This is a genomic window from Burkholderia theae (assembly GCF_048565265.1).
Taxonomy (GTDB): Bacteria; Pseudomonadota; Gammaproteobacteria; order Burkholderiales; family Burkholderiaceae; genus Burkholderia; species Burkholderia theae.
In genome coordinates, this window is sequence record NZ_CP183462.1 from 432519 (window position 1) to 454479 (window position 21961).

Genomic DNA, 21961 nt, shown 5'->3' on the forward strand with positions numbered 1-21961 from the left:
CCGCGTCGCGAGGGGCTTGCTCACCCACGAAAAAGCCTTATACAACCGGAGACACCGTCATGACGCATGCATCGCCCGCTTCATCCCCCCGCCGCGCCGCCCGCATGGCGGCCCTTGCCGCGCTCGCCGTCGCGGCCTTGCTGCCCGCCGCCGCGCATGCCGCGCCGCTGCGGATCGGCATGACGTTCCAGGAACTGAACAACCCGTATTTCGTGACGATGCAGAAGGCGCTTACCGATGCGGCCGCAACGATCGGCGCGCAGGTCGTCGTCACCGACGCGCATCACGACGTCAGCAAGCAGGTGAGCGACGTCGAGGACATGCTGCAGAAGAAGATCGACATCCTGCTCGTGAACCCGACCGATTCGACCGGCATCCAGTCGGCGATCACGCAGGCGAAGAAGGCCGGCGCGGTGGTCGTGGCTGTCGATGCGAACGCGAACGGGCCGGTCGATTCGTTCGTCGGCTCGAAGAATTACGACGCGGGCGTGATGTCGTGCGAATACCTCGCGAAGGCGATCGGCGGCAGCGGCGAGGTCGCGATCCTCGACGGCATTCCGGTCGTGCCGATTCTCGAACGCGTGCGCGGCTGCAAGGCCGGGCTCGCGAAATTTCCGAACGTGAAGCTCGTCGACACGCAGAACGGCAAGCAGGAGCGCGCGACCGCGCTGTCGGTGACCGAAAACATGATCTCCGCGCATCCGAACCTGAAGGGCCTCTTCAGCGTGAACGACGGCGGCTCGATGGGCGCGCTCGCCGCGATCGAGGGCTCCGGCAAGGACATCAAGCTGACGAGCGTCGACGGCGCGCCCGAGGCAATCGCCGCGATCCAGAAGCCGAACTCGAAGTTCATCGAGACGACCGCGCAGTTCCCGGCCGACCAGGTGCGTATCGCGCTCGGCATCGCGATCGCGCGCAAGTGGGGCGCGACGGTGCCGAAGGCGATCCCGGTCGACGTGAAGGTCGTCGATCGCGGCAACGCGAAGGGCTTCAGCTGGTGAACGACGTGCGACACGACGCGAAGGGCGGCGGCACGGCCGACGCCCTTCGCACGGAGAGGCCGATGGCTACGATACTCAGGCTCAGCCACATCACGAAAAGCTTTCCGGGCGTGAAGGCGCTGTCCGACATTCATCTCGAGATTGCGCGCGGCGAGATCCACGCGCTGCTCGGCGAGAACGGCGCGGGCAAGTCGACGCTGATGAAGATCCTGTGCGGCATTCATCAACCGGACGCCGGCACGATCGAGATCGACGGCGCCGCGCGCCGTTTCGCGAACTATCACGAGGCGGTCGCGGCGGGCGTCGGCATCGTGTTCCAGGAGTTCAGCCTGATCCCGCACCTGGACGCCGTCGACAACCTGTTCCTCGGCCGCGAGCTGCGCAACCGCTGGGGCGCGCGCGACCGCACGCGGATGCGCCGCGCGGCGGCCGGCATCTTCGCGCGGCTCGGCGTGTCGATCGATCTCGATGCGCCGATCCGTGCGCTGTCGGTCGCGCAGCAGCAGTTCGTCGAGATCGGCAAGGCGCTGTCGCTCGACGCGCGCATCCTGATCCTCGACGAGCCGACCGCCACGCTTACGCCGGCCGAGGCCGAACACCTGTTCGCGATCATGCGCGAGCTGAAGCGGCAGGGCGTCGCGATGATCTTCATCTCGCATCACCTCGACGAGATCTTCGCGGTGTGCGACCGCATCACCGTGCTGCGCGACGGCCAGTACGTCGCGACGACCGACGTCGCGCGCACCGACGTCGAGCAGCTCGTGCGGATGATGGTCGGCCGCCGGATCGAAAGCAGCTTCCCGCCGAAGCCCGTGCTGCCGGCCGACGCGCCGGCCGTGCTCGAAGTCGACGCGCTGCAGCTCGAGCGCGGCGGCCCGGTGAACCGCTTCGCGTTGCGGGCGGGCGAGATCCTCGGCTTCGCCGGGCTGGTCGGCTCGGGTCGCACGGAAACGGCGCTCGCGGTGATCGGCGCGACGCGCGCGCACCGCAAGGAAGTGCGCGTGCGCGGCGCGGCGGCGAAGCTCGCCGATCCGGCCGACGCGCTGCGCGCGGGCATCGGCATCCTGCCGGAAAGCCGCAAGACGGAAGGGCTCGTCACGTCGTTTTCGATTCGCGACAACATCTCGTTGAACAACCTCGGCAAGTACCGGTCGATGCGCTGGCTGATCGACCGGCGCGGCGAGGCGCGCGCGACGCACGACGTGATGCGGCGCGTCGGCGTGAAGGCGCCGTCGATCCACACCGAAGTCGCGACGCTGTCCGGCGGCAACCAGCAGAAGGTCGTGATCGCGCGCTGGCTGAACCATCACACGTCGGTGCTGATCTTCGACGAGCCGACGCGCGGCATCGACGTCGGCGCGAAAGCCGAAATCTACGGGCTGATGCGCGAACTCACCGCGCGCGGCTACGCCATCATCATGATCTCGTCCGAACTGCCGGAGATCGTCGGCATGTGCGATCGCGTCGCCGTGTTCCGGCAAGGGCGCATCGAGGCGACGCTCGAAGGCGACGAGATCGATCCCGACACGGTCATGACCCATGCCACGGCCGGCACGCGAGGAGCGACCCATGAACCTGCCTGATTCTTCTTCCACGCCTTCCACGACGCTCGCGGCGGCCGCCGCCGGCGATGCGTTGCAGCCACGCGCGATGTGGGCGCGGTTGCGGCGCTCGACGCTGTTCTACCCGCTCGTCGGCCTCATCGTCGTGTGCATCGCGATGATGATCGCGAGCCCGAGCTTCCTGTCCGCCGCGAACCTGGAAAACGTGCTGCGCCAGGTGTCGATCAACGCGATCATCGCGGTCGGCATGACCTGCGTGATCCTGACCGGCGGGATCGACCTGTCGGTCGGCTCGGTGATGGCGCTGTCGGGCACGCTCGCGGCCGGGCTGATGGTCGCGGGCGTCAACGCGGTCGCCGCACTCGCGATCGGCATCGCGGTCGGCCTCGGTTTCGGCTTCCTGAACGGCGTGTTCGTCGCGTTCGCGGGGATGCCGCCGATCATCGTCACGCTCGCGACGATGGGCATCGCGCGCGGCCTCGCGCTGATCTACACGGGCGGCTATCCGATCGACGGCCTGCCCGACTGGGTCGCGTTCTTCGGCAGCGGCAAGGTGCTCGGCATCCAGGCGCCCGTGCTGATCATGCTGGTGGTCTATGCGATCGCGTGGCTGCTGCTCGACCGCATGCCGTTCGGCCGCTACGTGTATGCGATCGGCGGCAACGAGCAGGCGACGCGGCTCACCGGCGTGCGTGTCGCGCGCGTGAAGCTGATCGTCTACACGCTGGCCGGGCTCACGTCGGCGCTCGCCGCGATCGTGCTGACCGGGCGGCTGATGAGCGGGCAGCCGAACGCGGGCGTGGGCTTCGAACTCGACGCGATCGCGGCCGTCGTGATGGGCGGCACGTCGATCTCCGGCGGGCGCGGCGCGATCCTCGGCACGCTGGTCGGCGCGCTGCTGCTCGGCGTGCTCAACAACGGCCTGAACATGATCGGTGTGAACCCGTATGTGCAGAACGTGATCAAGGGCGGAATCATCCTGCTCGCGATCTACATCAGCCGAGAACGATCGCGGTAACGCGTGATCGATCAGATATCCGAATCATCAACGAAAGAGACACCTCATGACGACACCCGAAGCCCAGCCGCGGATGACCGCGGTCGTCTGCCACGGCCCCGAGGACTATCGCGTCGAACAGGTCGCGAAGCCGCGCCCCGGCGCGAACGAGCTCGTGATCCGCATCGCCGCGTGCGGGATCTGCGCGAGCGACTGCAAGTGCTATACGGGCGCGAAGATGTTCTGGGGCGGCCCGAGCCCGTGGGTGAAGGCGCCCGTGATTCCCGGCCATGAATTCTTCGGCTACGTCGAAGCGCTCGGCGACGGCGCGGCCGGGCATTTCGGCGTGGCATTGGGCGACCGCGTGATCGCCGAGCAGATCGTGCCGTGCGGCAAGTGCCGCTATTGCAGGTCGGGCCAGTACTGGATGTGCGAAGTGCACAACATTTTCGGCTTCCAGCGCGACGTCGCCGACGGCGGCATGGCCGAATACATGCGCATTCCGCCGACCGCGCTCGTCCACAAGATTCCGCTCGGCGTGTCGCTCGAGGATGCCGCGATCATCGAGCCGCTGTCGTGCGCGATCCATACCGTGAACCGCGGCGACCTCCAGCTCGACGACGTCGTCGTGATCGCGGGCGCGGGCCCGCTCGGGCTGATGATGACGCAGGTCGCGCACCTGAAGACGCCGAAGAAACTCGTCGTGATCGACCTGATCGACGAGCGCCTCGACCTCGCGCGGCAATACGGCGCCGACGTGACGATCAACCCGAAGCGCGACGATGCGCGCGAGATCATCCGCGCGCTGACCGACGGCTACGGCTGCGACGTCTATATCGAAACGACCGGCGCGCCGGTCGGCGTGAACCAGGGGCTCGACCTGATCCGCAAGCTCGGCCGTTTCGTCGAATTCAGCGTGTTCGGCGAGGATACGACCGTCGACTGGTCGATCATCGGCGACCGCAAGGAGCTCGACGTGCGCGGCGCGCACCTTGGGCCATACTGCTATCCGATCGCGATCGACCTGCTGGCGCGCGGGCTCGTCACATCGAAAGGCATCGTCACGCACGGTTTCGCGCTCGAAGATTGGGACGACGCGATTCGCGTCGCGAAATCGCCCGAATCGATCAAGGTGCTGCTGAAGCCGGCCCGCTGACGGCCGGCGTGCGCCTCACCGGAGACATCATGGAATACGTCATAGGCGTCGATATCGGCACGCAGAGCACCAAGGCGCTGCTCGTCGACCGGCACGGCACGATCGTCGCGCGGCGCTCGTCCGGTTACCAGCCCGACACGCCGCGCCCGCTGTGGGCCGAGCAATGGCCGCAGGTGTGGTTCGATGCCGTGCTCGAATGCATCGCGGGCTGCGTGAGCGATGCGCGCGCGCAGGGCGTGCCGGCCGACGCGATCCGCGCGGTGTGCGTGAGCAGCCTGTACGGCGGCTCGGGCATCCCGGTCGACAGCGACATGCGGCCGCTTCATCCGTGCCTGATCTGGATGGACCGGCGCGCGACCGCGCAGGTCGATTGGGTCGACGAGCACGTCAACGTCGAGCGGTTGCGCGTGATCACGGGCAACGGCGTCGACAGCTACTACGGCTTCACGAAGATGCTGTGGCTGCGCGACCAGCGGCCGGACGTGTGGGCGAACGTGCGCTATTTCCTGCCGCCGAACGCGTATGTGATCTACCTGCTGACCGGGGAAGTCGCGGTCGATCACAGTTCGGCCGGCAATATCGGCGGCGTGTATGACGTCGCGCGCCGCGAGTGGTCCGACGATGCGCTCGACATGCTCGGCATTCCGGCGACGATGATGCCCGAGCGGCTCGTCGATTCGACCGAGATCGTCGGCGGGCTGCTGTCGCAATGGACCGAACAGCTCGGGTTGCCGGCCGGCACACCCGTCGTCGCGGGCGGCGTCGATGCGGCCGTCGCGACCTTCGCGGCCGGCGCGACGCGCACCGGGCAGCACGTCGCGATGATCGGCACCAGCATGTGCTGGGGCTACGTGAACCGGCATGTCGATGCGCGGCACGGGCTCGTCAGCATGCCGCACGTGTTCAACGGGCAGCGCGACCTGTACGTATTCGGTGGCGCGATCACGGCCGGTGCGTCGGTCGCGTGGTTTCGCGACCAGTTCTGTCATGCGGAACTCGATGCGGCGCGCCTGCTGCCGCATGGCGATCCGCACGTGCTGCTCGAGGAAGCGGCCGAAAGCGTGCCGGCCGGTGCCGACGGCGTGCTGTTCCTGCCGTACCTGATGGGCGAGCGCAGCCCCGTGTGGGATGCGAAGGCGAGCGGTGCGTTCGTCGGGCTGAGTCTCGCGCATACGCGAGCGCACCTGTATCGCGCGGTGCTCGAAGGCGTCGCGTTTGCGTTGCGGCACAACATCGAGGCCGGCCGCCGCGGCGCGGCGGCGCTGGACGATCGGCTGATCGTCGTCGGCGGTGCCGCGCATTCGGCGCTGTGGATGCAGATCATTGCCGACGTGACGGGCTTTCCGGTATGGACGATCGAGCAGGATGTCGAAGCCGCGATGGGGGCGGCACTGCTCGCGGGTGTCGGGGCAGGGCTCGTGTCGCACGACGATGCGCAGGGCGGCTGGGTCACGCTCGTCGAGCGTGCACGGCCCGATGACGGACGTGCGCAAGCGTATGCGGCGCGTTTTGCGCTCTACACGGCGCTGTACCCGGCACTCAAACCGATCATGCACCGCCTGAGCACATCATCATGAAGACACGATTCGACTTCAGCGGCTCGCGGGTGCTCGTCACGGGCGCATCGAGCGGGATCGGGCGCGCGTGCGCGGTCGCGCTGGCGCAGTCGGGTGCGCGGGTCGTCGCGGCAGGTCGCGACATGGCCGCACTCGATGCGCTGGCCGGCGAGACGGCATGCGATACGTTGCGTATCGATGTCGGCGGCGACGAACACGCGATCGACGCGGCGCTCGCCGCGCACGATGCGTTCGACGGCCTCGTCAATTGCGCGGGAATCGCGTCGCTCGAAGCGGCGCTCGATGTCGGCGCCGCGCATTTCGATCGCGTGATGGCGGTCAATGCGCGCGGTGCGGCGCTCGTCGCGCGGGCCGTCGCGCGCAAGATGATCGAATGCGACGGACGGGGCGCCGAACGTGCGCGGGGCAGCATCGTCAACGTATCGAGCCAGGCCGCGCTCGTCGGTCTGCCCGCGCATCTGAGCTATTGCGCGTCGAAGGCGGCGATGGACGCGATCACGCGCGTGCTGTGCATCGAACTCGGCCCGCACGGCATTCGCGTGAACAGCGTGAACCCGACCGTCACGCTCACGCCGATGGCGCAGTTCGCGTGGAGCGAACCGGAGAAGCGCGCGCCGATGCTGGCGGCGATTCCGCTCGGGCGCTTTGCCGAGCCGGATGAGGTGGTCGAACCGATCCTGTTTTTGCTGAGCGATGCGGCGTCGATGATCAGCGGCGTGTCGCTGCCGATCGACGGCGGGTATACGGCGCGATAGGCCACGCGATGCGGTGACGGGCGACGGGCGGCCGGCGGCCGCCAGCCGCGCATGACGGGAAATAGGGGCGAATGTGCGGCGCGGCCGACGCGCGGCTAGACCGGGTCTTTGCTCGGCGGTCCGTCCGGTTGTTGCGGGTTGTCGTGGTGATGACCCGGTGGCGACGACAGCGGGTCGTCTTCCGGATCGCGGTTCGGGTCGGCCGGTGGCTCGGGCGTCGGGGTCGTGTGATCGGTCATGGAGAACTCGCGCAGTGCGTGACGGCGGCGGCGCGGCAGGTGCGCCTCGTCTCCGTTATAGGCAATCGAACGGGCGTTTGCAGCGGGATTCTTGCGGCGGGGTGTCGATCGTCGAACGGGTTCGTCTACTGCAATGCGTTGTGTGGTCCGCGCGATCGCGGTCAGCGCAGATCCGCCGGCGTATCGACGTCGCGCAGGATGCCGGGATCGTCGACGTCCAGCAGTTGCACGGGCGCGCTCGCGAACAGCGTGCGGGCGCCGGTATCGCCGTCGAGCGCGGCCAGTGCGTCGTAATGGTGCGCCGCGAAGCCGACCGGATGGCCGCGCACGCCGCGATGGGCGGGGGCGATGATCGATGCGCCGTCCGTATCGAGCGCGCGCGTCACCGCTTCGTAGGTCGAAGCCGCGATCCACGGCATGTCGCCGAGCGCGACGAGCCAGCCGGTCGCGTCGGGGGTCGCGCGCACGCCGGCCGCGAGGGTCGCGCCCATGCCGCGCTCGGTGTCGGATGCGTAGACGACCTGGCAGCCGGCTTCGTTCAGCAGAATCGCGAGTTTTTCGGCGCCGGGACGCACGATGGCGATCACGTCGGCCGTGGCCGCTGCGAGATGGCGGGCGGCCGCGACCGCAACCGGTGTGCCGTCTGGCAGCAGTGCGAGCAACTTGCTGTGCAGGCCGCTCGGGTCGAAGCGTTGACCAAGGCCGCCGGCGAGCAGGACGCCGGTGGCGAGTGACGCATAGGGCATCGGCGCGAGGGGAGTGAGACAGGTGCTGCGATTGTGCGGGACCGGGCGGGGATCGGCAAGTGAGGATGTTACCGAGTCGCGCCCGTCAGATCGGAAATACCGTCATCGCGACGCTTCGTCGAGCATGCTTTCCTCGACGGGGCCGTAAATCGCGAGGGATTCACGCTGCATGACGGCCCAATAGCGGTCACCGAACGACCAATGCCACCATTCCGATGGGTAATTCGTGAAGCCGGCGCCCGTCAGCGCGTCGATCAGCACCTGGCGGTTACGTGCGGCCGCGCGGCTGATGAATGCGTTGTGCGTGTAGCACGCGCCGGACGATTCGTGGTCGGTGGCGTTCATGATGCTGCCCATGTCGGCTTCGATGCCGCTCGCCGATATCAGCGTGAGGTCGACGGCAGCGCCGGTCGGATGCGCGGCGACTTCGGGGGGCGCGACGTGGTGGCTCGCGAGTTCGTACAGTGCGTCGTCGGATGGCAGCGGATTGAGCGTCGCACGCAATTGCGCGAGATGGCGGGTGAAGTATTCACGCTGGAGCGCGAGCGGGCGATAGCCTTCCTTGACGTAAAGGCGCAGGTCGGCGGGCAGCGCGTGCGCGGCGACGACCAGCCGTTCGGCGATACCGCGGCGTACCTTCAGGAAATGCGGGCTCGGGTTCGAAACGACGCTGCGCGAGAGGTCGACGGCGATGCGTTCGTCGAAGGTAGCGAGATCGACAAACCCTTCATGCGACTCCATCAGGGCGATCGACCGGACAACGGGATCGGAGAGCGATATCACGATAGCGGGTGAGGTGGCGCGATGACGGTTGCGGGTCACGAGCCGGCGGGCGAGGTGTTGCACCGTGCCTGGCCGGCCGGAGGCGTTTGGGTCAGACGAATCGCCAATATGCCAGAGTCCGGCGGAGAAGGTGCCGTGGTTTGACCTGCGGGCTACCGACGCCTACCAGAGCGTCTTCACGTGCGCGTAAGCGCGGATTTTTTCGTCGCGGGTGACGAGCGGTGCGCCGAGCCGTCGCGCGGTGGCGACGATCATGCGGTCGGCCGGATCCTTGTGGAACGCGCCGGGCAGGGCGGTGGATTTCGCGGCGATGTCGGCGTCGACGGGCACGAAGCGCATGCCGTCGATCTGCGCGACCGTGGCGAGCCATGCGTCGACATCCATCGACAGCGCGAGGCGATCGTTGCGCACCAGCATCGCAATCTCCCACGCCGAGATCGCGGACGCGGCGAGCGCGCCTTCGCCGCGCGCGCGATCGATCGCGGTTCGCGCTTTCTTGCTGAGCGAAGGATCGCCCGCCACCCACCACACCAATGCATGCGTATCCAGCACGATCACCGCGACGCCTCCCAATCATCTTCCGCAATCGGATCGAGAGGATTGTCGTAGCGCATGACCGAGCCGCGCAATATGTCCAACGGCTGAGCTTCGCGTGCGTGATACGGCCGGATCTCGAGCGTCGGTTTGCCGTGATCGGTGACGATCAGGCTTTCGCCTGACGACTCGACGAGCCGGAAGTATTCGAGTGCGCGAGCCTTGAACTCGGATTTCGAAACGGGAGCGTGCGGCATCATGATATGGACCTGGTCATGTGACGATGGTCATTTTATGGCAGTGCGGCGGAGCGAGGCAAGTCGCGAAGGTCACGCGTGACCGGATGCATGCAAAACGTGACAGGGTGCGTCGATGCCCGGGGGCCGGAAGACACTGTCCGCCTTGCTCGCGTGCTTGCCGTGATCTAGATTTTTTCTATCGGGGTTCTCAGGCGGGAGGGACTGCCATGGAACTGAGCGTAGAACGTGTCGATGTGTGGGCGGCGACCATCGAGGACAAGCCGGGTGGCCTCGCGGCCGTATTAGGCGCTCTGCGGACTGCCGGCGCAGACTTGCAGTTCATCGTCGCGCGCCGCACATCGGAGGCGCCGGGCAAGGGCGTCGTGTTTGTCGCACCACTGCAGGGAGACGCGGTGATTCGCACGGCCACGCAGGTGGGGTTCAGCGTCACCCCGAGCGTTCACTCCGTCCGCGTAATGGGTCTGGATCAAATGGGCATCATCGGGCAACTGACCCAGATGCTCGCGGATGGTGCGATCAATCTTCGTGGCGTTTCGGCCGCCGTGCTGGGTTCCCAGTTCATTGCCTATTTCGCGGTCGATTCGGTGGACGATGCGGAGAAGGCGATCGATATCCTGCAGCGGGCATAAGGCGGCTGCGTTGGATGGTGGACTGGCAGTAACCGGAAGGGGGCTCGCGTTTCAGGACGTTGCGCGGCCCCCCAACATGGCTCAGGTATCCGCCCACCGTCTCAGCAGGTTGTGATAAATCCCGGTAAGCGCGATCACGCCCGGGTCGCGCCCACCTTTGTCCGCGGAGAGCTGCTGAATCTGCGTATCCAGCTGGAACAGCAGCGTGCGATCGGCATCGTCGCGCACCATGCTCTGAATCCAGAAGAATGAAGCGACGCGCTCGCCGCGCGTCACGGGCGTCACGTGATGCAGGCTCGACGCCGGATACAGCACGAGATCGCCCGCCGGCAGCTTGGCGCGATGCACGCCGTACGTATCCTCGACACACAGCTCGCCGCCGTCGTACGCATCGGGTTCCTCGAGAAACAGCGTCGCCGACAGATCGCTGCGCACGCGAAAATCCGTGCCGCGCAGCAGCCGGATCGCGTTGTCGACATGCGTGCCGAACGTCTCGCCGCCTTCATAGCGATTGAACAGCGGCGGAAACACCTTGAGCGGCAGCGCCGCGGAGAAGAACAGCGGATGGCGCGCGAGCGCATCCTGGATCGCGTCGCCAACCGCGCGCGCCGCTGGCGAGCCTTCCGGCAATTGCCGGTTGCGTTTCGCGAGCGCCGACTGCGCGCCGGACGTTGCATTGCCGTCGACCCATTCGGCCGCATCGAGCACGTCGCGGCATTGCGTGACCTGCGCCTTGGTCAGTACGCCGGGGATATGAAGCATCATGTTGCGGATTCCATAACGTGCGGCGCCAGTTGCATCGCCGCCGCACGAAATGCGTCGAGCGGCGACGACGCGAGATACGCGCGCATCTTCGCGATGAATGCGGGCGTCGCGGTGGCCGGCACGCGTGCGAGCCACGTGATCGCTTCGTCGATCTGCCCGCGCTCGGCGAGCAGCCGCGCAAGGTTGAACTGGCCGCGGAAATCGCCGGCAACGGCGGCGCGGCGATAGTGGTCGAACGCGGCGTCGGTGTCGACCGACACGACCCAGCCGTCCTCGTAGAAGCCGCCGATCAGGTTGATCGATTTCGCATGGCCGAGCCCGGCCGCGCGGCGGAACCAGTCGAGCGCGTCGGTGCGGTTCTCGTCGACACCGTTGCCGAGCGCGAGTGCCGTCGCGTAGTTGTACATGCCCCAGTCGAGCCCGGCCTGCGCGGCGAGCCGGTACCAGTACACGGCGACCGGCGCGCACGCGGCCGTGCCCCAGCCGAACTCGTAGCAGCGGCCGAGCATGTTCATCGCCATCGGATGGCCGGCCCGCGCGGCGTGCCGGAACCAGTTGAACGCGGCAGCCGGATCGCGTGCCACGCCATGCCCGTCGAGCAGGTACTGCCCGTAGACGGCCTGCGCATCGACGATGCCGTTATCGGCCGCCGCCGCGACCCACGCGGCGGCACGCTCGGGCGGCCCGGCCAGGATGTCGGCGAACTCGCGCGGCGATACCGACGCGAGCGCCTTCAGCGATACGGCTTCCATCGATCAGTAGCGCGCGTTCAGCGTGACGAACGCCGAGCGGCCCGGTGCGATCGACGCGTAGTGCGCCGGATACGCCTGATCGAAGTACGTGCGGTTGAACAGGTTGTTCACGTTCAGCTGCAGGTCGAGCTTCTTGTTGATCCGGTACTGCGCCATCGCATCGAAGCGCCAGTACGACGGCACGGCGCGCAGGTTCGCGGGATCGCCGAATACTTCCGACATGTAGAACGCGCCGCCGCCGACCGTGAACTTCGGCGTCACGTCGTAGTTCGACCACATCGTGAGGCTGTGCTTCGGCGTGTTCGGGAAGCGGTTGCCGTCGTTCGCGCTGTCCTTGCCGTTGTCGCGCAGCGCGCTCTTCATGTACGTATAGCCGCCGAACACTTGCCACTGCTTCGTGATCTGGCCGGCGACGCCGAGCTCGAGGCCCTGCACGCGCTTGTTGCCGACCATCGCGTACTGGTTGTTCGGCAGCGTCACGCGCGCGTTCGTCGTATCGATCTGGAACAACGCGGCGGTCAGCGACAGCTTGTCGTTCAGCACGTTCCACTTCGTGCCGAGCTCGATGCTGCGGTTCTTCTCCGGCGACAGCTGATCGGCGTTAGGACCGACGCCGCCGCGGCCCGGCGTGAGCGACTGCGTTTCGCTGCCTTCGCCGAGCATCATGCCGGCCGGCGTCGACGACGTTGCATACGACGCGTAGATGCTGCCGTTCTGCGCGGGTTTGAACACGAGGCCGGCCTGCCAGTTCACGAGCGTGTCGTCGCGCGTATAGGTCTTGCCGCCGTTCGCCTTGGTGTCGGTGAAGCGGGTCGAGTAGTCGTCGACGCGCACGCCGGAATTGACCTGCCAGCGCGGCGTGATCTCGATCGTGTCGAAGCCGTAGATCGATTTCGTCGTGGTGCGTGCATGCGCGTAGTCGTTGGCGCGCGTGATCGAGCCGGCCCACGGGTCGTTCGGGTTCGGCGACCACAGGCTCGTGCAGTTGTAGCCCGACGCCGCGCCGATGCCTTTCTGGCAGACCTTGCCGTTGTCCGTGGCGACGTTGTACGTATCGCGCTTGCCCCATTCGCGCGTCAGCTCGATGCCGGTCGTGAAGCTGTGCTTGAACGGGCCGGTGCGGAATTCGCCGAACAGCTCGGTCAGGTTCGCGATGCTGTTGATCGAGCTGTCGCGGTTGTTGTTGCGGCGCCAGACCTTGCCGTTGACCACGTTGCCCTGGCTGTCGTCCGGCTGCGTCCAGATGTAGTCCTGCGTCGATTCCGTGTAGCGCGTGGTGTTGCGGACCGTCAGCGACGACGTGATGTCGTGTTCGATCTTGATCGTGCTGATGTCCGACGTGGTCTTGCGGAAATCGCGGTCGATCAGCCCGTAGAAGTTGTGGCGATCGACGGGTGCCGGATAGATCGTGCCGACGTTCGCGGGCTTGTTCGACGTCGTGTAGAAGTACGGGATGCCGCCGTCGGGCATGTCGTCCGTCGACAGGTGGTAGTAGCTCGCGGTCACGCGCGTCGACGTGCCGAGGCCGAATGCGATCGACGGCGCGACGCCCCAGCGCTCGTTGTTGACGGCGTCGCGGCCGGCGACGTCGTTGTTGTGGCTCATCAGGTTCAGGCGGAACGCGGCGTGATCGGCGAACTGCCAGTTGCCGTCGGCCGTGAAGCGGCGATAGCGGTCGGTGCCGAGGCCGGCGCTCGCGCTGGCCGTCGTGCCGAGGTGCGGGGCCTTCGTGATCAGGTTGATGCTGCCGCCAGCGCCGCCGCGGCCGCCATACGCGCCGTCGGAACCCTTGGTGATCTCGATGCGCTCGGTGTTGAAGATCTCGCGCGTCGTGGCGCCCGTGTCGCGCATGCCGTCGACGAACATGCTGCCCTGCGTGTCGTAGCCGCGGATGAACGGACGGTCGCCGAGCGGGTTGCCGCCTTCGCCGGCGCCGAACGTGATGCCGGGCACGGTGCGCAGCGCTTCGGTCAGCGTCGACGCGCCGCTGTTCCGGATCAGTTCCTGCGGGATCACGGTGACGGACTTCGGCGTGTCGACGAGCGGCGCGGTGAATTTCGCGGAAGCGGAAAAGTCGGCCTTGTAGCTGTGCTCGGTCTTGCCCTGGATCTCGATCGGCGCGAGATGGCCTTCGGTGCTGGACGGGGCCGAAGGCGGCGTGCCGTCGGCGAAAGCGGGGCTCGCGGCGAGCACGCTGCACAGGGTGGTGAATTTACCGAGCTTCAACTCGTCGGGACGGGACTTCATGGTGCGCTTCGACCTCGCGATGTGGCCCCGGGAGCGGTGCGCTGCGGAAATGTGCATGCCGCCGGGAATTATTACGATTTGTTTTCAGGCGGCATTCTATGTAATTTTCCGTTGAATGAGAAGCGTTCTTGTTTGTATTTGTAAGGGGATTGTTGACGAATGTTACGGGGTGGTTGGGGAGCGGTTTGAGGATGGGAAATGGCCGATTGGCCGAGTATGGCGGGCTCTTTGAGCGGGTTAGAGTGGTTATGTCGCGAGGCAATCCATGTGACTGCAAAATGCCAGGATGGCTGCATTGAAAGCATTTTGAAGGGATGCATCATGCCTGTGATTACCGTTCGAGCCTTCTCGCGCGCGCTCGTGCCGCCGGCACCGCGATCGCACCTTCCGACGGTTTTATCGCTGCCACGGCCGAGTCAAGCGGCCTGATCGTAGCTACGCGCGACGTCACACCGTTCGAGGCGATGGGGGTTCGCGTGATCGACCCGTGGGCGTGTTAGTTTCCGGTTGCGGGCCCCACCGGCTGCGCCGCAATTGAAAAACGCGCCGTGCGATGCGGCGCGTTTTGTTTCAGGCAAGCTCGCCCGCCAATCTGAAGCGATGGCAGGCGAGCGCGATACCTTCGGTGCGGCTTAATCAACCCCGTGAAACACCGCGTCCTCCGGCCCGAGGTACGCCGGCGGGCGCCACGTCGCGTCGCGCATCGAATGCTGGACGAGGTTCTCGACGCCGAGCAGTACCGCGAAGATTGCCATCCGCACCGGAATCCCGTTGTCGGTCTGCCGGAAGATCGCGAGGCGCGGGTCGCGGTTCAGGTCGACCGACAGGTCGTTCGCGCCCGGCCGGCTGTCGCGCGGCAGCGGGTGCATGATCAGCGTGTCGGGCTTGCAGACCGAGTCGACGAGCGCCTGGTTGATCTGGAAATCCGGCGTGTAGCCTTCGAACGACTCGTCGGTGAAGCGCTCTTTCTGGATTCGCGTCGCGTAGACGACGTCCGCGCCGCGCAGCCCGGCCGCGAGGTCGGTCGTCTGTTCGATCACATGGCCGTTCGTCGAGATCTGGTCGATGATGTAGGCCGGCATTTCGAGCATCGGCGGCGACACGAGCGTGAACTTGAGCCCGCGATACAGCGCGAGCAGCTTGACGAGCGAGTGCACGGTGCGGCCGTACTTGAGGTCGCCGACCAGCGCGATGTGCGCGCCGTCGACGATTTTGCCGAGCCGCGAGAACTCGCGCTGGATCGTATAGAGATCGAGCAGCGCCTGGCTCGGGTGCTCACCGGGGCCGTCGCCGCCGTTGATCACGGGCAGGTTGGTCGCGCGCGCGAACTCGGCCACCGAGCCTTTCTCCGGGTGGCGGATCACGAGCGCGTCGACGTAGCCGGCCATCACACGGCTCGTGTCGTAGATCGATTCGCCCTTGGCCATCGACGAGAACGTGAAGCCCGTCGTGTCGCACACCGAGCCGCCGAGCCGGCAGAAGGCCGCGCCGAACGACACGCGCGTGCGCGTGCTGGCCTCGAAGAACAGGTTGCCGAGCACGGCGCCTTCCAGCACGCGCGAAATCTTGTGGCGCCGCGCGATCGGCTGCATCACGTCGGCCACGCGGAACAGCGCCTCGACCGATTCCCGCGAGAACTGGTCGACCGACAGCAGCTGCGGCTTGCCCTCGAAAAAGAACTGCCTTGCGAGCCCTTGATTATCTACGCTTTGCGTATATCCGCCACCTTCCGGTGCCGAACGCTCGACGATTTCCGATACGAAGCGCTCGACGATCTCGGGCATCCCGCGCGATTCCTGCGAATCGTCGGGCAGCAACCACGTATCCAGCGCGCGCCGGCTGACGCCGATGCGATTGGCGAACGCTTCGCGGGTCATGTTGAGGCGGCGCATCGCGTCGCGTAGGAAGGCTTGCTGGGGAACGGTCATCGGCGGCTCCTGACGAAAAATATACGCGATGCGTATATTAGTTCGTGGCGCAATGAAGTCAAGGAAAATCTGCGCGAACGGGTTGTGCGGCTCGCATGACACTCGGCGGGTTCGTACTGGCGCGCGGCGTCCGTCTCCGTATAATCAGGTCAGGCCCCGTGCCCCGCATCTTGCCGGGCACCACGCCGCAGACGATTCGCCCGGTCGGGCTTGTTGATTCGAAGGAGGATGAGAATGACGCGTACGATTGCTGCAATGCTGCTGGTGGTGACCGCCGCGCTCGCCGGTTGCAATACGGTCGCCGGCATGGGCCAGGATATTTCGAAGGGTGGCCAGGCGATCAGCGATACGGCCGAAAAGGCCAAGTAAGCCGACTGGTTCCCGAATGCAGAAGGCGCCGGGCCGTCCCGCGATTGCGGGGCGGCCCGGCGCCTTTTTTTCGGGTTGCGTCGACGCCGTCGGCGTCAGGCGTTTTCCACAAATGCGTAGCGGCCTTCGACCTTGCGCGGCGTGAACCAGCCGTAGTCGGGGAACATCCGGTTGCGGACGAACCAGACGTAGCCCACCAGTACGAGCGTGACCACGAGGCCCGGCAGCGCGGTCGACGGATCGCGTCCGAGACCGGCGATGGTCTTCGGCAGCTGCAGCAGCGACAGCAGGATGAACGCGTGATACGCGCCGACGCGATGGGTGGCGAAGCCCCAGATGAACAGCAACGACAGCGGCACGGTCAGCAGGAGGAACAGCGCGACGAAGCCGCCCGATGCGCCGGCGTCGCCGGCGGCTGCGGAGAAGTAATACGCGAGCATCAGGCTGATCGCCAGCTGGGCGATGCCGAGCGCGACCAGGATCCAGGTGTGCACCTTGTTCTTGCGGCAGCGTTCGGGATCGGGGCGCGACGCGATCAGGCCGGCGAGCACGCGATCCTTGAGCCCCTGTCCGGACAGTTCGGCCAGCGTGTCGGCCTTCCTCGTTCCCGCGGACAGCAGCACCGCGATTCTTGTTTTGGCTTCCTTCCTGTTCATTGCTTGGCAGATTGTTGTTCGATGGTTGTCAAAGGTCCCGGCCACGCGAATATTGCATCTTGCGGGGTGGCGCGCAACGGTTTTGCGGTGTGCGGACACATTCCTACAACTGCTGCCGGCATCGCGGGAACGCAGGGAGCCGACAGGCCGTGTGACGGGACGGTGCGACCGTCGTTTCCGCCATAGCGCGATGAACGCGAATCAGTCGGCTGCCGTTTGCGCGGAGGGTGCGGGGCCGGCCGGTTGTACCGGCTTTATTTCACGTGCCTGACCGGGCGGTTCGCGCCGCCGCGTCGCGCCGACGAGCATGCCCGCGACGACGAGTGCGATGCCGGCGACACGCGTGCCGCTCAGCGTCTCGCCGAACAGCGCGACCGCGAACAGCACGGCCGAGACCGGCGCGACGGCGGTGAACAGCGCGGCTTCGGTGCCGCTCGTGCGCGCGGAGCCCGCGTACCAGCACAGGTAGCCGAGCACGGTCGGCACCAGCGCGTAGTAGGCGATCGCCGATACGGCGCCGATGGTCCAGCCGCTTGCCACCGCGCGCCATTCGAACGCGGCCGGCACGAGTGCGAGCACGAAGCCGAGGCCCGACATCGCGGTGGACAGCGCAAGCGGCGGCAACGGCGCGGCAAGCCGCCGGTTGAGCAGGATGAAGACGGCTTCGCACGCGACGGCGGCCAGCACCAGTGCATCGCCGGCAAGCGTCTGGAGCGACGGCATCGCCTGGCCGGGCGCGAACGTGACGAACACGACGCCGGCCGTGGCGAGCGCGGCGGCCAGCCAGTCGCGTGGCGTCTGCCGCTCGCGCAGCACGACGGCCGCGATCAGCGTCGACATTGCCGGCAGCGTGCCGAGCATCACGCCCGCGTCGAGCGGCGACGACAGCTTCGTGCCGCTGATCAGCAGCACCGTATAACCGACGCCGCCCGCCGCGGCCTGGATGACGAGCAGCACGCCGTCGCGCGCGGAAATGCGCGGCCAGCGCATGCGCTGCGCGCGCATCAGCGCGAACAGCAGCGGGGTCGCGATCAGGAAGCGCAGCGCCGTGGCAGCGAACGGCGGCAGGCCGCCGGCCGCGAGACGGCTCGCGATGACGGTACTGCCGACGCCCGCCATCGCGGCGGCGAGATAGAGATAGCCAATCAGTCGTGTTTTCATGCGCCGCATCGTCGCGTACGGCGGCTGTGCGCGTCTTGAACGAAATTGCAGCGGACGTGCGAGCGTGTCGAATGCGGTGCGCTGCGTGCCCGCACCGGCGGCATGGGGGCTGCTGCGGTCGATGCGGCAACCGCCTTCGCACACGGTGTACCCGGCGGCCTCGCGCCGGGATGTTGGCAGCGTCAAACGGCCTGTGTGAACCGCCCCGGCGTGATCCCGAACTGGCGTGCGAATGCACGCGTCAGGTGGCTCTGATCGGCAAAACCGGCCTCGGCCGCGGCATCCGCGATCGGCAGGCCGCTGGCGAGCAGCGCGCGCGCCAGCCGCGTGCGCGACTGGATCAGGTAGGCGTGCGGCGTGATGCCGAGTTCGCGCGCAAACCCGCGCAGCAACTGGAAGCGGCTCACGCCGCTCAGGCCGGCCAGCTCGGCGAGCGAAACGGAGGCGGCCGGTGCCGCGTCGAGCCGCTCCCGGGCGACGCGGATCGCCGGCGCGACGCCGGCCGCCGGCAGCGTGCGGTTCGCGTGCCGGGCGAGCAACCCGGCGACCAGCATCACGAGCGCCTCGTCGCGGGCGAGCGGCTGGGTTTCCCCTGCGACGATGCGCGCATGCAGCTGGCCGACGGCGGCGGCAAGCCGCGTGTCGCGCACCGCCGGATGCGCAAGCTCGATGCCGCCGAGGCCTTCTTCCGCCGCGACGCCCGCGACCAGCGCGGGCGCGAGGTACAGCATCCGCCAGCGCCGGCCCGTGCCGGCATCGATCGGCGAACCGTCGTGCATCTCGCCCGGGTTGACCATGATCGCGTCGCCTGCCAGCGCGTCGACCTGCCCGCGGCCGCTCCACGACCGGTGCGCGCCGCTCACGATCACGCCGACCCCGAATTCGTCGTGCGCGTGGCGCGGAAACGCGCGGTCGGATTCGAGGCTGATCGCCTCGATGCCTTCGCCGGTCCGTCGGTAGTGGGTGACACGGTGCATGTGCGCTCCTCGCGCCGGTTGCGGCGCGGATGACGTGCACTTTAGCGCGTTCCGGCGCGGCGCGCCCTTCATCCTTTTGGCCGATACCGCGCGGCGCGCGCAGCCCGCACCATGTGCACATGAGCAGCGTACACGGCCCGCCGGGCCTGAAGCTGCGCGGGAGACGGCAGGTGGAACGACACGATCCGGTATTCATTCAGGTTGGCGCGCTTGCGGACGGCTTCGCGCCGGAAGCGAACATCCTCGCCCCCGTCGACGCGCTCGCCGGGCGCACGGTGGCGCTCGGCGACGCATCGGGCGCGTGGCGCGTCTATACGTTCGAGCCGGGCGCGCTGCAGTGGCGCAATGCGGCGACCGACACGGGCGGCCGCGAGCCGTGCCGCGTGACGCGGCTGCGCGATGGGCTGTACTTCGTCGACTACATCGATTCGGCTGCTCGCGCGACGTCGGTCAGTCTCGTGATCGATTTCGACAACGGCGTGTGGACGTCGGTCGTCGGCGTGCTGCCGACCGAAGCCGACACGCGCATCGACGCATTCACGCGTGTCGCGCGCGGGCTGCCGCTCACAGGTGTCGACGCGGAGTTCCGGCACGGCACGCTCGGCGGCCACGCGCAGCCGGGGCCGTTGCACGGGCCGACGCGCGAACTGATCGGCAAGCGCACGATGTACCGCTACAGCCCGACCGAATGTTACGAGCACATCTACCTGAACGAGAACTTCTACGCGTGGCAGTGCCTGCAGGGCGTCGAAGGCGGGTTGGCCGATGTCGACCGCTGCCATTACTTCAGGATCGCCGACGCGCTGTATCTGTTCGTGTGGCGCGAAAAGGTGATACCGACGCTCGGCGTCGTACTGATCGATCTCGCGCAGCGCAAGACCGACGGCAAGATCTTCGGTTACCAGGGCGGCGATTTCGGCACGCTGTCGAACTTCCCGATCGGCGCCCATGCACAGGTGCTGAACGAAACCGTGCATCCGCTCGGCGGCGAGGCGCAGCGATGAATGCCGTGCTGGGCAGCGGCCGCCTGCGTGCGGATTTCAGCGGGCGCGTCGTGCTCGTCACGGGCGCCGCGCAGGGGATCGGCGCGGCGATCGCGCGCCGTTTCGCGGAATCCGACGCGTTCGTCGCGCTCGCCGACCTGAACGGCGAGGCGGCCGCCGCGCAGGCCGACACGCTTGCCAGCGCGGGCGGCGACGCGCGTGCCTATCGGGTGGACGCCGCCAGCCGCGACGAACTGGGCGCGCTGGTCGCGGCGGTCGAGCGCGACGGCGGCCGGCTCGATGTGGTTGTCCACAATGCCGCGTATTTTCCGCTGACACCATTCGCGCAGATCGACGCGCCGACGCTCGAACGGACGCTGTCGGTCAACCTGTCGGCGCTGTTCTGGCTCGCGCAGGCCGCGATGCCGGCATTCGAGCGCGCGGGGGCCGGGCGGCTGCTCGTCACGTCGTCGGTGACGGGGCCGCGCGTCGTCTATCCGGGGCTCGCGCATTACGCGGCGTCGAAGGCCGGCGTGAACGGCTTCATTCGCGCGGCGGCGCTGGAGCTCGCGCGCCGCAACGTGACGGTCAACGGCGTCGAGCCGGGGATGATCCGTACGCCGGCGGCCGGCAATCTCGGCGACGCGTCGGTCGCGGCGCAGATCGCGCGCGACATTCCGCTTGCGCGGATGGGCGAGCCGGAGGACATCGCGAACGCGATGCTGTTTCTTGCCTCGGCGGACGCCGCGTACATCACCGGGCAGACGATCGTCGTTGACGGCGGCGCGACGTTGCCGGAGAGCGGGGCGGTGTTGGGAGACGGGTAACGGAGAACCGGCGAGAGCGACGAGAGCGACGAGAACTGCGAGAACTGCGAGAACTGCGAGAACTGCGAGAACTGCGAGAACTGCGAGAACTGCGAGAACTGCGAGAACTGCGAGAACGCCGGCCGCGACGAGGTCACGGCCGGCAAGCTGCTTGCTGCGGCGCCATCGTCGGCCGCGCAGCGCATCGTCGCGACTACAGCCAGCCGTTCCGGATGAACTCGACGATCGAATAGCGGCGGGGCTCGAGATCGTGCTGCCCGACGGCTTCGACGATCCGCGATACGCCATCCGCATAGGGCGTATCGCCGTACACGCGCGATTCGAACTGCAGGCTGCACGCGCCGTCGTCGATGCGGATCCGGTGAACCGCATGGCGGCCGAGCTGATCGTCGGGGATCGCGAATTCGTTGCGCTGCACGTCCGGGTCGCGCACGGAGCGGATGTCCTCAGGCCGCACGCCGAGCGACTGGCCGATTCCGACGGCCGTGCCGGGGACGGACGTCTTGCCTGCCTGATGCGACTCCGACAGGCTGATCTCGCAGTCGCGAAACAGGTGGCCGCTGGTTTCCAGCATGCTCATGAACTTGAGCATCAGGATGTTCGTGTTCGGACAGAGCACGATCGGGAAATCGTGCGTTCCGGTTTCGAGGTCGGAGCCGGTGGACAGTTCGACGAGCGGCGACGCGGTGGACTGGCAGAACGCGATCGCGTCGGCGAGTTCGCGGCCAGAACCGGCATGCACGACGATCGATCGGGCGTCGCTACGCTGGGCGTCACTACGTCGGGCGTCGTTATGCCGCGCATCGTTTTGCGCGCGATCCGACCACGGCATTACGCGACAGGTTGCCGGATCGAGCCGGTGCGAGCCGAGCAGCTCGTTGGCCAGCTTGCCGGTTCCTACGACGAGTACTTGCATGGGATTGACGAGTTGAAGTTCAGGATTCGAGACGGGAACGACGCGGGCCGTCGGGTAGCCCTGCATGGCTGTGTCGCGCGCCGCGCCGGGCCAGCCTCGCGCATTATGCCCGGCCGCCCGCAAGCGCGCCTGCCGGGCCGC

Annotated in this window: 23 protein-coding genes and 1 pseudogene; 11 read left to right on the forward strand and 13 right to left on the reverse strand. The window is 67.3% G+C overall.

What is annotated here, in order from left to right:
* Nucleotides 1-59 precede the first annotated feature (59 nt).
* From ACN22W_RS19460 to ACN22W_RS19485, 6 genes are all read left to right on the forward strand, one after another.
* Nucleotides 60-1001 carry a substrate-binding domain-containing protein gene (locus ACN22W_RS19460; RefSeq protein WP_048245627.1) on the forward strand — a complete coding sequence of 314 codons (942 nt, stop codon included), beginning with the start codon at nt 60-62 and terminating at the stop codon, nt 999-1001.
* A gap of 62 nt (nt 1002-1063) precedes the next feature.
* Nucleotides 1064-2584 (forward strand): sugar ABC transporter ATP-binding protein, encoded by a 1521-nt coding sequence (locus tag ACN22W_RS19465; RefSeq protein ID WP_419689044.1) that lies wholly within the window; start codon nt 1064-1066, stop codon nt 2582-2584.
* Nucleotides 2571-3581 (forward strand): ABC transporter permease, encoded by a 1011-nt coding sequence (locus ACN22W_RS19470; protein WP_419689045.1) that lies wholly within the window; start codon nt 2571-2573, stop codon nt 3579-3581. Before ACN22W_RS19465 ends, ACN22W_RS19470 begins: the two co-directional genes overlap by 14 nt.
* A gap of 46 nt (nt 3582-3627) precedes the next feature.
* On the forward strand, nt 3628-4716 hold the full coding sequence (locus ACN22W_RS19475; RefSeq protein WP_419689046.1) for an alcohol dehydrogenase catalytic domain-containing protein: 1089 nt from the start codon (nt 3628-3630) through the stop codon (nt 4714-4716).
* A 29-nt stretch (nt 4717-4745) separates the two neighbouring features.
* The gene (locus tag ACN22W_RS19480) at nt 4746-6293 is read left to right on the forward strand and encodes an FGGY-family carbohydrate kinase (protein WP_419689047.1); all 1548 of its coding nucleotides are present in this window, start codon (nt 4746-4748) and stop codon (nt 6291-6293) included.
* Nucleotides 6290-7048, forward strand: coding sequence for an SDR family oxidoreductase (locus tag ACN22W_RS19485; RefSeq protein WP_419689048.1), 759 nt, complete (start codon nt 6290-6292; stop codon nt 7046-7048). The genes ACN22W_RS19480 and ACN22W_RS19485 overlap by 4 nt, the downstream gene beginning before the upstream one ends.
* A gap of 95 nt (nt 7049-7143) precedes the next feature.
* On the opposite strand, the gene ACN22W_RS19490 is transcribed toward ACN22W_RS19485, so the two are convergent.
* From ACN22W_RS19490 to ACN22W_RS19510, 5 genes are all read right to left on the reverse strand, one after another.
* Complete coding sequence (locus ACN22W_RS19490; RefSeq protein WP_165948077.1) at nt 7144-7287, reverse strand: hypothetical protein; 144 nt, start codon at nt 7285-7287, stop codon at nt 7144-7146.
* 161 nt (nt 7288-7448) lie between these two features.
* Nucleotides 7449-8033 (reverse strand): nucleotidyltransferase family protein, encoded by a 585-nt coding sequence (locus ACN22W_RS19495; protein WP_419689049.1) that lies wholly within the window; start codon nt 8031-8033, stop codon nt 7449-7451.
* A 102-nt stretch (nt 8034-8135) separates the two neighbouring features.
* Nucleotides 8136-8774 (reverse strand): M15 family metallopeptidase, encoded by a 639-nt coding sequence (locus ACN22W_RS19500; protein ID WP_419689050.1) that lies wholly within the window; start codon nt 8772-8774, stop codon nt 8136-8138.
* Between the two features lie 204 nt (nt 8775-8978).
* Nucleotides 8979-9374, reverse strand: coding sequence for a type II toxin-antitoxin system VapC family toxin (locus ACN22W_RS19505; protein WP_129517308.1), 396 nt, complete (start codon nt 9372-9374; stop codon nt 8979-8981).
* The gene (locus ACN22W_RS19510; RefSeq protein WP_048245635.1) at nt 9371-9610 is read right to left on the reverse strand and encodes a type II toxin-antitoxin system Phd/YefM family antitoxin; all 240 of its coding nucleotides are present in this window, start codon (nt 9608-9610) and stop codon (nt 9371-9373) included. Before ACN22W_RS19510 ends, ACN22W_RS19505 begins: the two co-directional genes overlap by 4 nt.
* A 206-nt stretch (nt 9611-9816) precedes the next feature.
* On the opposite strand from ACN22W_RS19510, the gene ACN22W_RS19515 reads away from it, so the two are divergent.
* Nucleotides 9817-10239 (forward strand): amino acid-binding protein, encoded by a 423-nt coding sequence (locus tag ACN22W_RS19515; RefSeq protein WP_419689051.1) that lies wholly within the window; start codon nt 9817-9819, stop codon nt 10237-10239.
* A gap of 81 nt (nt 10240-10320) precedes the next feature.
* On the opposite strand, the gene ACN22W_RS19520 is transcribed toward ACN22W_RS19515, so the two are convergent.
* The 3 genes from ACN22W_RS19520 to ACN22W_RS19530 are packed head-to-tail and all read right to left on the reverse strand — an operon-like array spanning nt 10321 to nt 14003.
* The gene (locus tag ACN22W_RS19520; protein ID WP_419689052.1) at nt 10321-11004 is read right to left on the reverse strand and encodes a Fe2+-dependent dioxygenase; all 684 of its coding nucleotides are present in this window, start codon (nt 11002-11004) and stop codon (nt 10321-10323) included.
* Nucleotides 11001-11756: a tetratricopeptide repeat protein gene (locus ACN22W_RS19525; RefSeq protein ID WP_419689053.1), complete on the reverse strand. Its 756-nt coding sequence runs from the start codon at nt 11754-11756 to the stop codon at nt 11001-11003. Before ACN22W_RS19525 ends, ACN22W_RS19520 begins: the two co-directional genes overlap by 4 nt.
* Before the next feature lie 3 nt (nt 11757-11759).
* Nucleotides 11760-14003 carry a TonB-dependent receptor gene (locus ACN22W_RS19530; RefSeq protein WP_419689054.1) on the reverse strand — a complete coding sequence of 748 codons (2244 nt, stop codon included), beginning with the start codon at nt 14001-14003 and terminating at the stop codon, nt 11760-11762.
* A 344-nt stretch (nt 14004-14347) separates the two neighbouring features.
* Here ACN22W_RS19530 and ACN22W_RS19535 point away from each other — a divergent pair.
* Nucleotides 14348-14503: pseudogene (locus ACN22W_RS19535) on the forward strand (VapC toxin family PIN domain ribonuclease); the annotation flags it as partial.
* 132 nt (nt 14504-14635) lie between these two features.
* Here the strand turns inward: ACN22W_RS19535 and ACN22W_RS19540 are convergent.
* Nucleotides 14636-15931 (reverse strand): aspartate carbamoyltransferase, encoded by a 1296-nt coding sequence (locus ACN22W_RS19540; RefSeq protein ID WP_412024160.1) that lies wholly within the window; start codon nt 15929-15931, stop codon nt 14636-14638.
* A gap of 234 nt (nt 15932-16165) precedes the next feature.
* Here ACN22W_RS19540 and ACN22W_RS19545 point away from each other — a divergent pair, with 234 nt between their 5' ends.
* Complete coding sequence (locus ACN22W_RS19545; RefSeq protein WP_009688930.1) at nt 16166-16300, forward strand: entericidin A/B family lipoprotein; 135 nt, start codon at nt 16166-16168, stop codon at nt 16298-16300.
* Nucleotides 16301-16395: 95 nt separating this feature from the next.
* Here the strand turns inward: ACN22W_RS19545 and ACN22W_RS19550 are convergent, their stop codons facing one another.
* The 3 genes from ACN22W_RS19550 to ACN22W_RS19560 form a co-directional block, all read right to left on the reverse strand.
* The gene (locus ACN22W_RS19550) at nt 16396-16956 is read right to left on the reverse strand and encodes a permease (protein ID WP_419689055.1); all 561 of its coding nucleotides are present in this window, start codon (nt 16954-16956) and stop codon (nt 16396-16398) included.
* Between the two features lie 201 nt (nt 16957-17157).
* The gene (locus ACN22W_RS19555; RefSeq protein WP_419689056.1) at nt 17158-18117 is read right to left on the reverse strand and encodes a DMT family transporter; all 960 of its coding nucleotides are present in this window, start codon (nt 18115-18117) and stop codon (nt 17158-17160) included.
* A 182-nt stretch (nt 18118-18299) separates the two neighbouring features.
* Nucleotides 18300-19094, reverse strand: coding sequence for an AraC family transcriptional regulator (locus ACN22W_RS19560; protein ID WP_419689057.1), 795 nt, complete (start codon nt 19092-19094; stop codon nt 18300-18302).
* A gap of 119 nt (nt 19095-19213) precedes the next feature.
* On the opposite strand from ACN22W_RS19560, the gene ACN22W_RS19565 reads away from it, so the two are divergent.
* Complete coding sequence (locus tag ACN22W_RS19565; RefSeq protein ID WP_419689058.1) at nt 19214-20098, forward strand: molybdenum cofactor biosynthesis F family protein; 885 nt, start codon at nt 19214-19216, stop codon at nt 20096-20098.
* On the forward strand, nt 20095-20904 hold the full coding sequence (locus ACN22W_RS19570; protein ID WP_419689059.1) for an SDR family oxidoreductase: 810 nt from the start codon (nt 20095-20097) through the stop codon (nt 20902-20904). Before ACN22W_RS19565 ends, ACN22W_RS19570 begins: the two co-directional genes overlap by 4 nt.
* Nucleotides 20905-21097: 193 nt before the next feature.
* Here ACN22W_RS19570 and ACN22W_RS19575 read toward each other — a convergent pair whose 3' ends face one another.
* A complete protein-coding gene (locus tag ACN22W_RS19575; protein ID WP_419689060.1) occupies nt 21098-21820 on the reverse strand; it encodes a dihydrodipicolinate reductase in 723 nt (240 codons plus the stop codon).
* Between the last annotated feature and the right edge of the window lie 141 nt (nt 21821-21961).

Coding starts and splice junctions, on each gene's coding strand:
- ACN22W_RS19460 (WP_048245627.1), top strand. CDS start 60: ATGACGCATGCATCGCCCGCTTCATCCCCCCGCCGCGCCGCCCGCATG.
- ACN22W_RS19465 (WP_419689044.1), top strand. CDS start 1,064: ATGGCTACGATACTCAGGCTCAGCCACATCACGAAAAGCTTTCCGGGC.
- ACN22W_RS19470 (WP_419689045.1), top strand. CDS start 2,571: ATGAACCTGCCTGATTCTTCTTCCACGCCTTCCACGACGCTCGCGGCG.
- ACN22W_RS19475 (WP_419689046.1), top strand. CDS start 3,628: ATGACGACACCCGAAGCCCAGCCGCGGATGACCGCGGTCGTCTGCCAC.
- ACN22W_RS19480 (WP_419689047.1), top strand. CDS start 4,746: ATGGAATACGTCATAGGCGTCGATATCGGCACGCAGAGCACCAAGGCG.
- ACN22W_RS19485 (WP_419689048.1), top strand. CDS start 6,290: ATGAAGACACGATTCGACTTCAGCGGCTCGCGGGTGCTCGTCACGGGC.
- ACN22W_RS19490 (WP_165948077.1), bottom strand. CDS start 7,287: ATGACCGATCACACGACCCCGACGCCCGAGCCACCGGCCGACCCGAAC.
- ACN22W_RS19495 (WP_419689049.1), bottom strand. CDS start 8,033: ATGCCCTATGCGTCACTCGCCACCGGCGTCCTGCTCGCCGGCGGCCTT.
- ACN22W_RS19500 (WP_419689050.1), bottom strand. CDS start 8,774: ATGGAGTCGCATGAAGGGTTTGTCGATCTCGCTACCTTCGACGAACGC.
- ACN22W_RS19510 (WP_048245635.1), bottom strand. CDS start 9,610: ATGATGCCGCACGCTCCCGTTTCGAAATCCGAGTTCAAGGCTCGCGCA.
- ACN22W_RS19515 (WP_419689051.1), top strand. CDS start 9,817: ATGGAACTGAGCGTAGAACGTGTCGATGTGTGGGCGGCGACCATCGAG.
- ACN22W_RS19520 (WP_419689052.1), bottom strand. CDS start 11,004: ATGATGCTTCATATCCCCGGCGTACTGACCAAGGCGCAGGTCACGCAA.
- ACN22W_RS19525 (WP_419689053.1), bottom strand. CDS start 11,756: ATGGAAGCCGTATCGCTGAAGGCGCTCGCGTCGGTATCGCCGCGCGAG.
- ACN22W_RS19530 (WP_419689054.1), bottom strand. CDS start 14,003: ATGAAGTCCCGTCCCGACGAGTTGAAGCTCGGTAAATTCACCACCCTG.
- ACN22W_RS19540 (WP_412024160.1), bottom strand. CDS start 15,931: ATGACCGTTCCCCAGCAAGCCTTCCTACGCGACGCGATGCGCCGCCTC.
- ACN22W_RS19545 (WP_009688930.1), top strand. CDS start 16,166: ATGACGCGTACGATTGCTGCAATGCTGCTGGTGGTGACCGCCGCGCTC.
- ACN22W_RS19550 (WP_419689055.1), bottom strand. CDS start 16,956: ATGAACAGGAAGGAAGCCAAAACAAGAATCGCGGTGCTGCTGTCCGCG.
- ACN22W_RS19555 (WP_419689056.1), bottom strand. CDS start 18,117: ATGAAAACACGACTGATTGGCTATCTCTATCTCGCCGCCGCGATGGCG.
- ACN22W_RS19560 (WP_419689057.1), bottom strand. CDS start 19,094: ATGCACCGTGTCACCCACTACCGACGGACCGGCGAAGGCATCGAGGCG.
- ACN22W_RS19565 (WP_419689058.1), top strand. CDS start 19,214: ATGAGCAGCGTACACGGCCCGCCGGGCCTGAAGCTGCGCGGGAGACGG.
- ACN22W_RS19570 (WP_419689059.1), top strand. CDS start 20,095: ATGAATGCCGTGCTGGGCAGCGGCCGCCTGCGTGCGGATTTCAGCGGG.
- ACN22W_RS19575 (WP_419689060.1), bottom strand. CDS start 21,820: ATGCAAGTACTCGTCGTAGGAACCGGCAAGCTGGCCAACGAGCTGCTC.